Genomic DNA, 15019 nt, shown 5'->3' with positions numbered 1-15019 from the left:
GGATCGCAACACGCCAGTGGGCGGCGCCGGTCGCCGATGCGTTGTGCGTGGTGGTGTTCTGCGCCGTCGGCCGCCGCAGCCACGCCGAGGGAGTCACCGTCGCCGGCGTGGCCGAGACCGCGTGGCCGTTCCTTGTCGGAGCAGGCGTCGGCTGGCTCGTCAGCGCCGGATGGCGGCGCCCGCTCGCGATCGCACCCACCGGGATGGCCGTCTGGGTATGCACTGTGGTGGTGGGAATGGTGTTGCGCAAAGCCACTTCTGGAAGTGTCGCCGCTACTTTCGTAGTCGTCGCCTCATTGGTGACGGGCGCTCTGCTGCTCGGCTGGCGGGCGGGCGCGGCGGCACTGGCCCGTCGGTCGGCTCACGGCCGCCGGTAGATACCGTCAATGTCGCGCGCAGGCCTCCGAGCGGTCCGTCGGAGAGCTTGATCTCGCCGTCGTGCAGCGCAGCCTGTTGGGCTACCAGCGCTAGGCCGAGGCCCGAACCCCCGGCCACTGCCGTGCTCCCGCGGGCGAACCGGCCGAGCACGGTGGCATGTTCTTCGACGGGCAGGCCGCGGCCGTTGTCGTCGACGATGATGGCGACCTTGTCGTCGTGGCGGCGCGCAGTCAGCGTGATCCGCGTTGCCGCGCCGTGGGTGATCGCGTTGCGGACGAGGTTGTCCACCGCGAGCCGCAATCCGCTCGGCCACCCGAAGATCGTGCCCGCGTACTCGGCGTGCACGTCGATCTCCACCGGCGGTGACTGCCGAATGTTCTCCTGAGCCACCCGCTCCAGCAGGTCGTCGACGTCGATCGGTTCACGATCTTCGTCCTGCGCCAGCTGACCTGACGCCAACTGGCCGAGCGCGGTGATGATCGCCTCGACGCGGCGCTGCGCGCGAGACAGATCGGCCACCACTTCCTGACGTTCTTCGTCGGGCAGGTTATGGATGCGCAAGGTGTCCAAGTCGGCCCGCATCGCGGTCAGCGGGGTGCGCAATTCATGGGCCGCATTGGCCGCGAAATCCTGGGCGGCCCGCAACGAATTCGTGGTCGATGCCTGCGCGAACGCCAGCCGCGCGAGCATGCCTGACATTGCCTCCGAGAGGTCTTCGGCCTCGCGAATGCCGTGCACCACCGGCATGGTGGTGTCGGTCTTACCGAGTCGCCTGGTGTGTGCGGTCAGCCGCCTCAGCGGCCGCACGGCGGGCCCGGCGAACAGCCAGCCGAGCCCGGCGGCAAAAAGCACGGCCGCGCCACCGATCAACAGGTACAGCGGAATTCGCGAGCTGTCCAACAGGATGCTGTCGACACGGATACCGATCGAGACCAGCACGTCGCCGCCCGGCTGCGACCGCTCGACCGTGCGGACCCGGTAGTTGACCCCGTTGATGTCCACCGTCGTCGTGCCGACAGGCAGCGGCGGCAACTGAAACCCTCTCTGGAACACCACTTCTCGCGTGGTGCTCGAGCGAACAGTCTGCAGGATTGCCCGCGGCTCGGTGGCATTGGGACGCGGGTCGATACTGGTGTCGATGATCGCGTCCAGGCGGCGGTCCAGCTGAGCCGCGTCGTTGTTGATCAACAGGACCGAGGCGACAAGCGCGAACAAGGCGACCACCACCGCGGCCGCCAGCGCCGCTGCGATCGCCACCCGGGTGCGCAGCGACGTCGATCTGCTGACGAAATGCGAAAGCCGATTCACGGATCGATCCGCAGCACGTATCCGATCCCGCGCACCGTGTGGATCACCCGTGGCACGTCGTCGCGTTCGAGCTTGCGCCGCAGGTAACTGATGAACACATCAGCGACATTGGTGTCGACGTCGAAGTCGTACCCCCACACGAGCTCCAGCAGTCGTTGCCGGGTGAGCACCACGCCGGCGTTCTCGGCGAGCACGGCGAGCAGGTCGAACTCGCGTTTCGTCAACTCGACTCGCTCGCCGGCCACGAACACCAACCGCCGCGCGGTGTCAATCGTCAACGGGCCCACGGTCATTGCGTCGGAGCGTTCGTCGGAGTGCGACGACCGGCGCAGCAGCGCGTGTAGACGCGCGACGAGCTCGCCGATGTCGAACGGCTTGGTCAGATAGTCGTCCGCGCCCGCTTCCAGGCCTGCGATGCGGTCGTTGACGGAGTCGCGGGCCGACAGCACACAGATCGGGATGTCGTTGCCGAGTGCCCGCAGCGCCGTCACCACGGCGACACCGTCCAACTCGGGCATCTGCACGTCGAGCACCAGCGCATCGTGGGATTCGCCGGACAGCAGCCGCAGGGCCTCCTTGCCGGTGGCGGCCACTCGGACGTCGAACCCCCAGTGCCGCAGTCCGCGGGCGACCGACGTGCGCACGTCGGGGTCGTCGTCGACCATCAGCACCAACGGACCCACGCCGTCCCGGACGGGCAGCTCCTCCCCGCCCACGGCGGGTGCTCCTAGCTCGCCCGACACAAGGCGATTATCGGCAGCGCTCCTTCAGATCGACAAGCGGCTGACGGATGTTCGTCAAGTCGGTCTTCACCTGAGGGTTGGCGTTGAGGTAGTTCTGGACGTCGTCTTTGATGTCGCTCTTCGGCTGGCCCTTGAGGCCGGTGAAGAACGCGTTCACATCTGGGTGCGTGAACAGGTAGGCAGACGTCGACGCCGAGACGCCTGAAGCGACACCCGCGAGGTCGCCGGCCGTGCAGTTGGGTGGGGGATCGGCGAGCGCCAGGGGGCTGGCAACGAACAGCATCGCGCTAGCGATCGCACCTGCACCGATCGCGCCTGCGACCGCACGGCGTGCGGTACGGCCGGACAGCAACATGTATTGGCTCCTTCGTCACGTGTCGAACGCGTCGCAACCAACGATGGTTTGCGACATGATGAAGCTAAGCAGAAGTGGCCGTCAACTTCCTGCCTTGCAGGAAAATGACACGCCGCCCTGCCTTGCAGGAAAATGACACGCCGCCCTGCCTTGCAGGAAAAGGCATGCGGGGTTCAGTGCCCGGATGGCGCAGTGGGAGCCGTCGCGGCCGGCGCAAGCGGTGTGGGGTTCGACGGTGCCGGCGCGAGAATCGGGACGCCCGGCCCGGGCAGCGGGCCACTGCCCTGAGGCGCCGTCGCGCTCTGCGCCGAGGGCATGCCGGCCTGTTGTGCGCCCTGCATCATCTGAAGCACCTGGGGCAGCGTGATCGGCAGCTTGCACTTTCCGGTGAGGTCCGTCAGCGGCCGCTGCAACGTCTGCAGGTCCTTGCCCGCTTGCGGGTTGGCGTCGAAGTAGTTCTTCACCATGCCCAGAGCCCGCGGGCCCTGCTGCTGTGACGCGGCGGTCAGCGCGTTATTGGTGTCCGGGTGGGCGTCCAGATAACTGGCGGTGCTGCTCGCGACCGAACCGATGGTCCGCGCAACCTCGCTCGCAGCACACGGGTCGCTCGCCGCGGTGGCAGACGGGATGACCACGACCACCGCCGCCGCTCCGCCGGCCAGGCAGCTGGCGAAGACACCGTAAAGCACGCGACGCAGCACTGGCGTAGCCATGTTCATCGGATAACTCCTCATGATGTGCAGCCGGCGCATCTACGCCCAGTCGGCAAGTCCCGGGCCAGCAAACAGTTGACCCACATCGTGCCATCGGCCGGCGGCAGTCCGCCAATCCACGAGGTGAATATCGAGGTAACCCCATCAGGTGTTACGCCGCTGCGATCTCGGGGCTAGGGCATCAGTCCTCCCCGAAGGGCAGGTCAGCGGGCTGTCAGGCCCAGAAAGCTGCTGTAGGCTCACGACGCGGAAGAAAGCGGGGAAAGACCATCCAGCAGTTCATGATGCGCTTGAGCAGCAACCTGCGCCGCTGTCGCTGGGCGGTGTTTGCTGCGTGGTTGCTGCTTCTGGTCCCTGCAGTCATGGTCGCACTGCACGAGTCCAGCAACCTCACCGGCGGCGGCTTCGAAGTCGCAGGATCACAGTCCCTGCACGTGCAGCGGGAACTCGAGAAGCACTATCCGGACGAAGGCGCATCCCCGCTGGCGCTCGTCGCCGCGCCGCGCGACGGAGCCACCGAGCAAGACATGACCGATGCGGTCGCGGTCCTCCAGCAAAAGGTCAGCGAGGTGCCAAGCGTGGCCCTCGCGCCGCCGACTCCGCAGCCGCCGCCGAGCAGCGAGCGACCCTACGTCATCCCGTTGAAGTTGGCGTTCAACAACACGGGCGCGGTCGACGTCGCCAGGCAGTTGCGCAACGACATCGGGATCAAGAGTGACAAGCCGGCGAGTTTGGAGAACGGCAAGGTCGACCTCTTCGTGATCGGCCAGGGCGCGCTGGGCGCGGCGGCACAGTCGAACACGAAAAAGGACATCGCGGAAGCCGAGCAGTGGAACCTTCCGATCATCCTCATCGTTTTGCTCGCGGTGTTCGGGTCGCTCGCGGCAGCGGCGATGCCACTGATCCTTGGGGTCATCACCGTCGCTGTGTCGATGGGTATGGTCTATCTGCTCTCAACTGTCACCACGATGTCGGTGTTCGTAGCGCCGACGGTGTCGATGTTCGGAATCGCTCTGGCCGTTGACTATTCGCTGTTCATCCTGATGCGCTATCGCGAAGAGCTGCGCGCCGGACGGGACGCGAAACAGGCAACCGACGCGGCGATGGCAACGTCCGGGCTGGCGGTGGTGCTGTCAGGCATGACGGTGATCGCATCGCTGTGCGGCATTTATCTCATCAACACCCCGGTGCTGCGGTCGATGGCCACCGGCGCAGTGCTCACAGTGGGCATTGCCGTGCTGACGTCGACGACGCTCACGCCGGCGATCCTTGCGACGTTCGGCCGCGCGGCCGCGAAACGCTCGTCGCTATTGCACTGGTCGCGTCGGCCAGAATCCACCGAGTCGCCGTTCTGGACGCGATGGATCGAGAAGGTGATGCGCCGGCCGTGGTTGTCGGCGCTGGGTGCCTCTGCGGTGTTGCTCACACTCGCCGCGCCCGCTCTGTCGATGAGCCTGGCCAACAGCATGCAGCGCCAGTTCCCGCCCACCCACGAGATCCGGGGCGGCGTCAACGCTGCGGCGGAAGCGCTGGGGCCCGGAGCGCTCGGACCGATCCGGGTCCTGGTGTCGTTCAACGACGGCGACGTCAGCAGCCCCGTTCATCAACAGGCGATCGACCAGGTGGCCGCACGCATGAAGGAGGCACCGAACATCGTGACGGTGCAGCCGGCCGTCCTCGCCGACGACAAGGGCAGCGCGCTCCTCTCGGCGGTGATGTCGGTGGACCCCGAGGACTTCGCCGCCCGCGAGACCATCGACTGGATGCGCGAACGCCTGCCCCAGGGACCGGCGGCTGACGGCGCCCGCATCGACGTCGGCGGGCCGACCGCGCTGATCAAGGACTTCGACGACCGCGTGGAGCAAACCCAGCCGTGGGTGTTCCTCTTCGTGTCCGTCATCGCATTCGTGATGCTGCTGATCTCCATCCGGTCGGTGTTCCTGGCGTTCAAGGGTGTGCTGATGACCGTGCTGTCAGTCGCCGCGGCGTACGGCAGCATCGTCGCGGTGTTCCAGTGGGGCTGGCTGACCGACCTGGGCTTCCAGAAGCTCTCGTCGCTGGACAGCTCGGTCCCGCCGCTGGTGCTCGCGATCACGTTCGGGCTCTCGATGGACTACGAGATCTTCCTGCTGACGCGGATCAGGGAGCGTTTCCTGCAGACCAACAACACTCGCGACGCCGTGTCGTGGGGTGTGAGCACCAGCGCGCGAACGATCACCAGCGCGGCGTTGATCATGATCGCCGTCTACATCGGATTCGCATTCGCCGGCATGCCCCTAGTCGCAGAGATCGGGGTCGCGTGCGCTGTCGCGATCGCGGTCGACGCGACCGTGGTGCGGCTGGTGCTGGTGCCCGCCTTGATGGCGATGTTCGCGCAATGGAACTGGTGGCTGCCGCGCTGGCTGGACCGCATACTGCCGTCGGTCGACTTCGAGCGCCCGCTGCCGAAGGTCGACATCGGCGACGTCGTCCTCATCCCCGACGACATCTCCGCCCTGGTGGCACCCAATGCAGACGTCCGGATGGTGGTCAAGTCAGCGGCCAAGCTGAAAAACCTTGCCCCCGACACTATTTGCGTTGCCGACCCGCTCGCATTCACCGGCTGCGCCCGCCGGGGCGAGGAGCTACCCGAGAGCGAGCCGGCACACAACAACGGGCACACCAACGGCGCGGCCGTGCCCGGCCAGCGCCCGGCCTCGCGCCGGTACAGCCGCAAGACGACGCCGTGGGCGGGCCGCAGTGTGCACCCCGTCACGATGTGGCGTGGCAGGTTGTCGGTGGCGCTGGACGCGCTTGCGGTCGGCGCCGACGGCGACAGTAGACCCGTCGAGCGACGCAGTCCCGTCGAGACCACCAACGTCCAGCTGCCCACCGGTGATCGCCTGCAGATTCCCACCGGCGCGGAGACGCTGCGGATGAAGTGCTACTTGTTGATGTGCCGCAACAGCAGCCGCGACTACGCCGACTTCGCTGACATCGTCGCCACGATGGACACTCAAACGGTCGCGTCCGTGCTGGCGGGGATGGACAAGTACTACTGTGGGCAACAGCCGAGAAGACAGTGGGTGGCCACTCAACTCGTTCGCAGACTTGCCGAACCGCGGCCCGCGGACGACGAGGTGGATCCGGACGTGGACTGGAAGCACGTCAAGGATCGGTGTCTGTCGGTGGCCGTCGCAATGCTGGAGGAGGCGAGGTGACGTTGGCCGGCGAGGTCAGAATGGGCGCACATGACGACGCTGCGCCCACAGTCCGGCTGGCGGCAGCAGACCCGGCTTCGGCTCTGGTCGCCTACGAAAGCAAGCCCGTCGAGTTCTGGCCCACTGCAGCGATCCGGATCGCGATCGAAAGTGGCGATCTCACCGTGTGGCAGCGGATCGTCGTCGCCCTCAACCGCGACCCCTACGGCCGCACCGCGCGGCAGGTCGAAGAGGTGCTGCAGACCGGCTCGTCGTACGGCATCTCCAAGGCCCTGTCCGAGGTGCTCACGCGCGGCCGGGAGAAGCTGCAGGCCGACGAGCGCGCCGAGGTCGCCCAACAGATCAAGGTCCTCATCGACCGTTCCGGTCTCAGCGTCCGGGAATTTGCGTCACGCATCGGGGCGTCTCCTGAAGATCTCGCCACCTATATCGAGGGCGCTGTCAGCCCGCCGGCCTCGCTGATGGTCCGCATGCGCCGGCTGTCCGACCGATTCGCGAAGATGAAGGCCCAGCGCTCGACGCGCACCAAGTGACGCGGCGGTCCGCCGCCATACCATTGCGGCGTGTGGACCGAACCTGGCGACGACGCCGTACGCGACCTCTTGCAGACCACCCGCACGCTCGCCGTCGTGGGGGTGTCACCGGATCCGACGCGGCCCAGTAACGAGGTGTACGGCTACCTCAAAGCGACGGGCGACTACGCGATGTACCCGGTCAATCCGACGATCGACGAGCTCGATGGCGAATCGGTGTTCGCGAGCCTCTCGGCGCTGCCGGTCGTGCCGGACATAGTGGACGTCTTCCGCCGTAGCGACCACCTGCGGTCGGTGCTCGAGGACGCGATAGCGGTCGGCGCGAAGAGCATCTGGCTGCAACAGGGCCTATGGGACGAGCAACTCGCGATCGATGCCGAGGCCGCTGGACTTCAGGTGGTGATGGACCGGTGCCTGAAGGTGGAACACGCCCGGCTCATTGGGGCGCGGGGGGAGCGGGGCTGAGCGGGATCAGATTCGCGACGAGCCACTGGTCGCCGCGTTTGGTCAGCGCCACCTCAAAGCCGACCACCGCTTGTTCTTGCGGCTTGCCCGGTTGCTGACGCGTCGCGCGCATCACGACGGCTACGATCGCGGTGTCTGCCGAAATCGGAGGGTTCAGGCCGGCGGAGATCGTTTGCGCCTGCGACGAAATATTCTGCGCTGCTTGCTTTTTCATTTCAGGCTCGTAGGCCGCTTTTAACTTTTTCGCGTCTTCGGGGTCCATCATGTCGGCCGCTCGGTCGATGGCCGCGACGGGCTCCGCCGGCGAGTACGTCATCGTCGACTCGGCGAACTTCACCGCCTTGTGAACCACCTCGTCGATGTCGCGGTTCACCTCGCGATCCTGCACCGTCCATTGGGTATAGGCGACCAACACGGCGGCGACGGTAGCCGCCGTCGTCAGAGCCACGACCGCAAGCCTCAGCCCGGGCCCGTCGTCGTCGGTGCCGACCGTCACCCTGTCTCGGCGGAACAGCACGACGTTGACCACCATGCCCTCGACGATCAGCGTGCACAGCACCGCACACGCCGCCACCCACCACACGTTCCAGGCCAGCACGTACCCGATCGTCACCAGCGCAGCCATGCCCACCAGCGGCGCGGCGATGTCGAATGCGAAGACCCGCCAGGCGTTTCTCATCGCAACATTTCCAGATCGGACACCAGCAGCTTGCCGCCGACGTCCGAGATACCGATCCGCAGAGTGAGAGACGACTGGGGCACTGGCCCACCCTTGGTCTCGGCCACCAGGGTCGCGATGATCAGCGCCGTGTCGGTTCGCGACGCCAGCCCGCCCAGCGTCGTGTCAGGCGGCGGGGTTCCCGGCTGGCGGTTCACGTCCTGGTGCACCGACTCGAAGGCCACCGCATCGATCCGCCCGGTGGTCTTCAACTGAACCTTTTTGACGAATGTCATCAGCGGCGCAAGCACGGAATCCAGCTCGCTATTGAGCGTGCCGACGGTTTCGTCGTGCAACTTCTGCACGCTGGTCTCGATGTTGTCCTTGTTCATGTTGATCAGCACGCCGGCCCAGTTCACCGCCGTCGAAATCACACGCGCCTTGTAATCGAACTCAGCTTTCTGGTCGCGGTGCGACGACCAGATCAGCGAAGTCAGCACAATCGCGGCCACACAGACAAGCCCGAGCACGGCCGATCCGACGCCGAAGCCCGATAACACCCGCGGGCGGACCTGCCCGACGGGTTTGCTTTCCACCCCTGTGTGAGTGTCACGGTCTGACACATGCGTGAGGGTACCGCCACCGGTTGTGTCCATAACCATCCGGCGGTGACGGTCCGGTCCGCGGCGGATGAGCGCTTGCGCGAAGACCAACGGACCCAGCTCCTCCTCGGGGCCGTCTGGAAGGATTGGGTCGTGACGATCAAATCCGGTATCGACCTCTCGTTCGTGGATACGGCGACTCGTCCCCAGGACGATCTGTTCGGCCACGTCAACGGGCGCTGGCTCGCCGAGTATCAGATGCCCGCAGACCGCGCCACCGACGGTGCGTTCCGCGCGCTGTTCGATCGCGCCGAAGAAAAGGTCCGCGATCTGATCACTCAAGCGGCTGAATCGAACCCCAGCGTCGGAACGGACGAGCAGCGCATCGGTGATCTCTACGCGAGCTTCATGGATGAGTCGGCGGTCGAGCGGATCGGCCTGGCCCCTCTTCAGGCGGAGCTGGCGACCATCGACGAGGCGGCCGACATCGTGGACCTCGCCGCTGTCGCGGGTGCACTGGAACGGACGGGCGTCGGAGGAGCCGCCGGCGTCTACATCGACACCGACTCGAAGGATTCGACCCGCTACCTTCTGCATGTCAGCCAGTCCGGTATCGGCCTGCCTGACGAGTCGTACTACCGCGACCCGCAGTACGCCGAGATCCTGGCCGCATATTCTCGCCACATCGCCGCGATGTTCGCGCTCGTGTTCGGTGGGACCGCAGACGATCATGCCGCCGATGCGGCACGCATCGTTGCGCTGGAGAAAAAGCTCGCCGCGAAGCACTGGGACGTCGTGAAGCGCCGGGACGCCGACCTGACCTACAACTTGCGCAAGTTCTCCGATCTGTCAGACGAAGCACCGGGGTTCGATTGGTCGGGCTGGGTCCGGGCGCTGGGAAGTTCCCCTGAGGAAGCCGCGGAACTGGTTGTGCGCCAACCTGATTACCTGACAGCGTTCGCCGCGCTGTGGTCCAGCGAAGACATCGCGGATTGGAAGCTGTGGCTGCGCTGGCGGCTGATCACCGCTCGTGCGGCGATCCTGACCGATGACTTGGTCGCGGAGAACTTCGCGTTCTACGGACGCACACTGAGCGGCACCGAACAAATACGCGACCGCTGGAAGCGCGGCGTCTCACTTGTCGAAAGCCTACTCGGCGACGCGGTGGGCAAGCAGTATGTCGAGCGGCACTTCCCGCCAGATGCCAAGGCGCGCATGGACGTTCTCGTGTCCAACTTGCAAAAGGCGTACCAGGTAAGCATCGAATCGCTGGAGTGGATGACCCCTCAGACCAGGGAACGCGCGCTGGCCAAGCTCGCCAAGTTCACCCCGAAGATCGGATATCCCCCTAAGTGGCGGGACTATTCGAAGCTTGACGTCGACCGCGACGATCTCTATGGCAACGTCCTGCGGGGTGCCGCCGTCAATCACGACCGCGAACTGGCCAAGCTCGGCTCGCCGGTCGACCGCGACGAGTGGTTCATGACCCCGCAGACCGTCAACGCCTACTACAACCCGGGGATGAACGAAATCGTCTTCCCCGCAGCCATTTTGCAGCCTCCGTTCTTCGACGCGACCGCCGACGATGCAGCGAACTACGGCGGCATCGGGGCCGTCATCGGCCACGAAATCGGGCATGGGTTCGACGACCAGGGCGCAAAGTACGACGGTGACGGAAACCTCGTCGATTGGTGGACCGATCAGGACCGCGCTGAATTCGGCGCGCGCACGAAGGCGTTGATCGAGCAGTACGACGAGTACACCCCCCGCGCGCTGACCGGCGACCACCACGTCAACGGCGCGTTCACAGTTGGTGAAAACATCGGCGACATCGGCGGCCTGTCTATCGCCGTTCTGGCCTACAAGCTCTCACTCGAGGGCAAGGACGCACCTGTGGTGGACGGGCTGAGCGGCCTTCAGCGTGTCTTCTTCGGCTGGGCCCAGGTCTGGCGCACCAAGTCGCGTGACGCCGATGCGATTCGCCGGCTCGCGGTCGACCCGCACTCGCCTGCGGAATTCCGGTGCAACGGCGTCGTGCGCAACATCGACGCCTTCTACGACGCGTTCGACGTCTCCGCGTCGGACGAGCTGTATCTCGACCCTGCGCAACGGGTGCCGATCTGGAACTAGAGCCTCAGCTCACCGCTGCCAGTCGTCGTAGCCGTCGTTCTGGTTGTAGAGGCCACCGGAGGTGTTCTTGATCACCACTGGATCGCCCTTGTTGAAGGTGGCCATGAACCACTTGGCGTTCTCGGGGCTGATGTTGATGCATCCGTGGCTGACATTGCGCTTGCCCTGGTCGGCCACCGACCATGGTGCCGAGTGGACGAAGATGCCGGTGTTGGAGATCCGCACCGCGTCACTCACGTTGACCTTGTAGCCCATCGCCGAGTTCACCGGAACGCCGTAGGTCGACGAGTCCATCACGATCGTCGGGTACTTGTCGCTGACGTAGTACGTGCCGTTGGGCGTAGCGGTCTTGGGTCCGGCCATGCCCATCGCGACCGGAATCGTCTTCTCGACCTTGCCGTTACGGGTGACCGTCATCTGGTGGGTGGTGTCGTCGATGTTCGCCACCAGCGCGTCGCCGGTGGTGAAGGTCGACTGCGTGCCGGCCGCGTCGATGTGGACTGTGGTGTGCGCAGGCCAGAGCGACTCCGGCCGCCACCGCAGCTGCTGGTTGTTCATCCAGTAGAAGTGACCGGGCACAGCCGGAGTGGACGAAATGTGAACCGCCGACTGCGCCAGCGCGCGATCACCGATCGGCACGGCAAAGTTGATCACGATGGGCTTGCCCACACCAACCGTCGCGCCGTTGGGCGGGTCGAAGCTCGGTGGCCGGAACGGCGCCTCACCGGTGAACGGCGTCGGGTCCTGGCCGGCAACCGCGACGGGCTGAGTGGCCGCGGGCGGGGTGCCGCCCACCGCGTCGAGGGCGTTCGGGTCCGCCGGGGGCGGCGGCTGATCCATCGGCACGGGCACATCGGCAGTGGGGACGCTGGGATCGACCGCTTGAACCCCAGGGGGCGGTTGGCCCGGATCCTGCGCGGGATCGGCCAGAGCCGACGGCGAAAGCGTCAACATCCCTGCGACGACTCCACTCACACACAAAACCGGGGTCAGCGTGCCTTTTGTCCATTTCCACGATGCCGATCGCCTCGCGGCTCCGGTACGGGTATTCATCGATCCTCCAGACCTCTCAATCACCCAGTGTCGCACAGGGCGAGCGGCCGGAATCTCCTGCTGAAGGGCCCCGACCCGTTCACAACTGCTTGACACATCGCTCTGAGCTGCGGATTCGTTACTGCTGTGAGATAGCCACCAAAGTTACAACCGGGCACTCGTCGGGCGTCAGGACCTCACCAGGCGGGCGATGGCAGCGGACGCCTCCGCGAGTTTGGCATCGGCCTCCTGCCCTCCTGCCGCGACGGCGTCGGTCACGCAGTGGCTCAGGTGTTCGTCGAGCAGACCCAGCGCCACCGACTGCAGAGCGTTGTTGACAGCACTTATCTGCGTCAGAACGTCGATGCAGTACTTGTCGTCGTCGATCATCTTGGCCACACCGCGCACCTGGCCCTCGATCCGGCGCAGCCGCTTTGCGTAGTCGTCCTTGCGCGCCGAGTAGCCATGTACTCTTGCTTGCTCCGGTGCCCGATCTTCCTGTCCTGCAACCATTTATCCTCCCAGCATACGATTCATCTGGTCGATCTCGGACTGCTGCGCAGTGACGATCGACTTCGCCAAGTAGATGACGTCGGGGTTCTTGCCGCGCGCCACTTCCTGTTGTGCCATCGCGATCGCGCCGCGGTGGTGATCGATCATCGACATCAGCCACAACCGGTCGAAGTCGGCGCCGTGAAGAGTCCGGAGCTTGTCCATGGTGGCCTCGCTCACCATCCCGGCCATCGGCGCGCCTTCGTGCGTGGCCGGATCGTGTCCGCTCGCGTCCTGCCATTGCATCAGCCACACCCGCAGCGCCTGAACTTCCGGCACTTGCGTGCTGATGACCTGGTTGGCCAGGCCGACCAGCTGCTGATTTTCTGTATTAGTGGGCACCATCTGTGCCATCTCGATGGCCTGTTCGTGGTGGGGAACCATGCTCTGCGCAAACGCGATGTCGTCAGCGTTGTGGTCGGCCTGCTCGGTGCCCGCTGCGCTGCTCGTCGTCGCGGCGTGATGGTCCGGCGAGGTGCAGGCGGACGCCAAGCCGATCGCGCATGCGGCCACGGCGACGAAAGCAATGCGCATCGACTTCATGGCTCCACAATAGCAGTGGTACCCCTAGGGGGTATCCGTCCTTGGCTGGCCTGCTCGTTTCGGTCGGGGGACGCAAAGGCATACTTGCATGATGGTCGAATTCGACATGAAGCCTCGCAGCAGGGACGTCACCGACGGCCTCGAAAAGGCCGCCGCACGGGGCATGCTGCGCGCCGTCGGCATGGAGGACGACGACTTCGCGAAATCGCAGATCGGCGTCGCGTCGTCGTGGAACGAGATCACCCCGTGCAACCTCTCGCTGGACCGGCTTGCCCAGGCCGCCAAGGACGGGGTGTTCGCCGCGGGGGGCTTCCCGATGGAGTTCGGCACGATCTCGGTGTCCGACGGCATCTCGATGGGCCACGAGGGCATGCACTTCTCGCTGGTGTCGCGCGAGGTGATCGCCGACAGCGTGGAAACCGTGATGCAGGCCGAACGACTGGACGGCTCGGTGCTGCTCGCAGGCTGCGACAAGTCCCTGCCCGGCATGCTGATGGCCGCAGCGCGTCTCGACCTGGCCTCGGTGTTCCTCTACGCCGGCTCGATCCTGCCCGGCAAGGCGAAACTGTCCGACGGCACTGAGATGGACGTGACGATCATCGACGCGTTCGAGGCGGTCGGGGCGTGTTCGCGCGGCCTGATGTCCCGAGAGGACGTGGACGCCATCGAACGGGCGATCTGTCCGGGCGAGGGCGCCTGCGGCGGGATGTACACCGCCAACACGATGGCCAGCGCCGCTGAGGCGCTTGGGATGTCGCTGCCGGGCAGCGCTGCGCCACCGGCCACCGACCGCCGCAGAGACGGGTTCGCCCGGCGCAGCGGCCAGGCCGTCGTCGGGCTGCTCCGTCGCGGCATCACCGCCCGCGACATCCTGACCAAGGAAGCATTCGAGAACGCGATCGCGGTGGTGATGGCGTTCGGCGGGTCGACCAACGCGGTGCTGCACCTGCTGGCGATCGCCTACGAAGCCAACGTGAAGCTGACACTGGACGACTTCACGCGCGTCGGCGCCAAAGTGCCGCATTTGGCCAACGTCAAGCCGTTCGGCCAGCACGTGATGTTCGACGTCGACCGCATCGGCGGGGTGCCGGTGGTGATGAAGGCATTGATGGATGCTGGCCTGCTGCACGGTGATTGCCTGACCGTGACCGGGAAGACGATGGCCGAGAACCTCGCCGAGATCGCTCCGCCGGATCCGGACGGCAAGGTGCTGCGCGCGCTGAACAACCCGATCCATCCCACCGGCGGGATCACGATCCTGCACGGGTCCCTTGCCCCCGAGGGCGCTGTCGTGAAGTCCGCAGGCTTTGACTCCGACGTGTTCGAGGGCACGGCAAGGGTTTTCGAGAGAGAGCGCGCCGCGCTCGACGCGCTGGAGGACGGCACGATCCAGGCCGGGGATGTCGTCGTGATCCGCTATGAGGGCCCGAAAGGTGGCCCCGGCATGCGCGAGATGCTGGCGATCACCGGCGCGATCAAGGGTGCAGGGCTTGGCAAGGATGTGCTGCTGCTCACCGACGGCCGGTTCTCCGGCGGCACCACGGGACTTTGCGTCGGGCACGTAGCTCCCGAGGCCGTCGACGCAGGTCCCATCGCGTTCGTGCGCGACGGTGACCAAGTGCGGCTGGACGTGGCCAACGCGACGCTCGACGTGCTCGTTGACACGGATGAATTCGATTCTCGCAAAGCAGATTTCAAGCCACTACCGCCGACCTACACCACCGGCGTGCTGTCGAAATACGTGAAGCTCGTCGGCTCGGCCGCGGTCGGCGCCGTCTGCACGTAACGCTCGCGCGGGAGGTGAGCA

At 65.8% G+C, this 15019-nt stretch carries 15 protein-coding genes; 6 read left to right on the top strand and 9 right to left on the bottom strand.

Translation table 11 applies throughout. The features are described from left to right. The first annotated feature begins 2 nt into the window (after window positions 1-2). Complete coding sequence (locus QOH60_RS24305) at window positions 3-377, top strand: DUF3054 family protein (RefSeq protein ID WP_526424450.1); 375 nt, start codon at window positions 3-5, stop codon at window positions 375-377. Here QOH60_RS24305 and QOH60_RS24300 read toward each other — a convergent pair. From QOH60_RS24300 to QOH60_RS24285, 4 genes are all read right to left on the bottom strand, one after another. Then, on the bottom strand, window positions 274-1686 hold the full coding sequence (locus tag QOH60_RS24300) for a HAMP domain-containing sensor histidine kinase (protein ID WP_526424436.1): 1413 nt from the start codon (window positions 1684-1686) through the stop codon (window positions 274-276). The two genes, QOH60_RS24305 and QOH60_RS24300, sit on opposite strands and share 104 nt — an antisense overlap. Continuing rightward, window positions 1683-2351: a response regulator transcription factor gene (locus QOH60_RS24295; protein WP_526424449.1), complete on the bottom strand. Its 669-nt coding sequence runs from the start codon at window positions 2349-2351 to the stop codon at window positions 1683-1685. Before QOH60_RS24295 ends, QOH60_RS24300 begins: the two co-directional genes overlap by 4 nt. Window positions 2352-2436: 85 nt before the next feature. Then, window positions 2437-2784 (bottom strand): hemophore-related protein, encoded by a 348-nt coding sequence (locus tag QOH60_RS24290; protein WP_526424435.1) that lies wholly within the window; start codon window positions 2782-2784, stop codon window positions 2437-2439. Between the two features lie 173 nt (window positions 2785-2957). Then, window positions 2958-3503 (bottom strand): hemophore, encoded by a 546-nt coding sequence (locus QOH60_RS24285; RefSeq protein WP_526424434.1) that lies wholly within the window; start codon window positions 3501-3503, stop codon window positions 2958-2960. A 275-nt stretch (window positions 3504-3778) separates the two neighbouring features. Here QOH60_RS24285 and QOH60_RS24280 point away from each other — a divergent pair, with 275 nt between their 5' ends. From QOH60_RS24280 to QOH60_RS24270, 3 genes are read left to right on the top strand one after another with little or no spacing between them, the layout of a single operon-like run. Continuing rightward, entirely contained in the window at window positions 3779-6697 is a 2919-nt protein-coding gene (locus QOH60_RS24280; RefSeq protein WP_526424433.1) for an MMPL family transporter, read from the top strand. After that, window positions 6694-7230, top strand: coding sequence for an XRE family transcriptional regulator (locus QOH60_RS24275; RefSeq protein WP_526424432.1), 537 nt, complete (start codon window positions 6694-6696; stop codon window positions 7228-7230). The genes QOH60_RS24280 and QOH60_RS24275 overlap by 4 nt, the downstream gene beginning before the upstream one ends. 30 nt (window positions 7231-7260) lie before the next feature. Next, window positions 7261-7695 (top strand): CoA-binding protein, encoded by a 435-nt coding sequence (locus QOH60_RS24270; RefSeq protein WP_526424431.1) that lies wholly within the window; start codon window positions 7261-7263, stop codon window positions 7693-7695. Here QOH60_RS24270 and QOH60_RS24265 read toward each other — a convergent pair. Further along, window positions 7667-8374 carry a hypothetical protein gene (locus tag QOH60_RS24265; protein ID WP_526424430.1) on the bottom strand — a complete coding sequence of 236 codons (708 nt, stop codon included), beginning with the start codon at window positions 8372-8374 and terminating at the stop codon, window positions 7667-7669. The two genes, QOH60_RS24270 and QOH60_RS24265, sit on opposite strands and share 29 nt — an antisense overlap. After that, window positions 8371-8976 (bottom strand): hypothetical protein, encoded by a 606-nt coding sequence (locus QOH60_RS24260; RefSeq protein WP_526424429.1) that lies wholly within the window; start codon window positions 8974-8976, stop codon window positions 8371-8373. Before QOH60_RS24260 ends, QOH60_RS24265 begins: the two co-directional genes overlap by 4 nt. 132 nt (window positions 8977-9108) lie before the next feature. Between QOH60_RS24260 and QOH60_RS24255 the strand changes: the two genes are divergently transcribed. Beyond that, on the top strand, window positions 9109-11085 hold the full coding sequence (locus QOH60_RS24255) for a M13 family metallopeptidase (RefSeq protein ID WP_526424428.1): 1977 nt from the start codon (window positions 9109-9111) through the stop codon (window positions 11083-11085). Between the two features lie 9 nt (window positions 11086-11094). Here the strand turns inward: QOH60_RS24255 and QOH60_RS24250 are convergent, their stop codons facing one another. The 3 genes from QOH60_RS24250 to QOH60_RS24240 form a co-directional block, all read right to left on the bottom strand. Further along, window positions 11095-12138: a L,D-transpeptidase gene (locus QOH60_RS24250; RefSeq protein WP_526424427.1), complete on the bottom strand. Its 1044-nt coding sequence runs from the start codon at window positions 12136-12138 to the stop codon at window positions 11095-11097. 168 nt (window positions 12139-12306) lie between these two features. Further along, entirely contained in the window at window positions 12307-12630 is a 324-nt protein-coding gene (gene ricR / locus QOH60_RS24245) for a copper-sensing transcriptional repressor RicR (protein ID WP_526424426.1), read from the bottom strand. Continuing rightward, window positions 12631-13212: a DUF305 domain-containing protein gene (locus QOH60_RS24240; RefSeq protein WP_526424425.1), complete on the bottom strand. Its 582-nt coding sequence runs from the start codon at window positions 13210-13212 to the stop codon at window positions 12631-12633. Between the two features lie 88 nt (window positions 13213-13300). On the opposite strand from QOH60_RS24240, the gene ilvD reads away from it, so the two are divergent. Further along, window positions 13301-14998: a dihydroxy-acid dehydratase gene (ilvD, locus tag QOH60_RS24235; protein ID WP_526424424.1), complete on the top strand. Its 1698-nt coding sequence runs from the start codon at window positions 13301-13303 to the stop codon at window positions 14996-14998. Window positions 14999-15019 lie beyond the last annotated feature (21 nt).

Source organism: Mycobacterium sp. (assembly GCF_032159765.1).
Lineage (GTDB): Bacteria > Actinomycetota > Actinomycetes > Mycobacteriales > Mycobacteriaceae > Mycobacterium.
The sequence above is the reverse complement of the archived record's forward strand: the minus strand, read 5'-3'. Positions and strand labels throughout refer to the sequence as shown.

Bases quoted from the DNA above. Each gene is read 5' to 3' on its own strand.
- QOH60_RS24295 (WP_526424449.1), bottom strand. From the start codon at position 2,351: ATGGTCGACGACGACCCCGACGTGCGCACGTCGGTCGCCCGCGGACTG.
- QOH60_RS24290 (WP_526424435.1), bottom strand. From the start codon at position 2,784: ATGTTGCTGTCCGGCCGTACCGCACGCCGTGCGGTCGCAGGCGCGATC.
- QOH60_RS24285 (WP_526424434.1), bottom strand. From the start codon at position 3,503: ATGAACATGGCTACGCCAGTGCTGCGTCGCGTGCTTTACGGTGTCTTC.
- QOH60_RS24280 (WP_526424433.1), top strand. From the start codon at position 3,779: ATGATGCGCTTGAGCAGCAACCTGCGCCGCTGTCGCTGGGCGGTGTTT.
- QOH60_RS24265 (WP_526424430.1), bottom strand. From the start codon at position 8,374: ATGAGAAACGCCTGGCGGGTCTTCGCATTCGACATCGCCGCGCCGCTG.
- QOH60_RS24250 (WP_526424427.1), bottom strand. From the start codon at position 12,138: ATGAATACCCGTACCGGAGCCGCGAGGCGATCGGCATCGTGGAAATGG.
- ricR (WP_526424426.1), bottom strand. From the start codon at position 12,630: ATGGTTGCAGGACAGGAAGATCGGGCACCGGAGCAAGCAAGAGTACAT.
- QOH60_RS24240 (WP_526424425.1), bottom strand. From the start codon at position 13,212: ATGAAGTCGATGCGCATTGCTTTCGTCGCCGTGGCCGCATGCGCGATC.
- ilvD (WP_526424424.1), top strand. From the start codon at position 13,301: ATGATGGTCGAATTCGACATGAAGCCTCGCAGCAGGGACGTCACCGAC.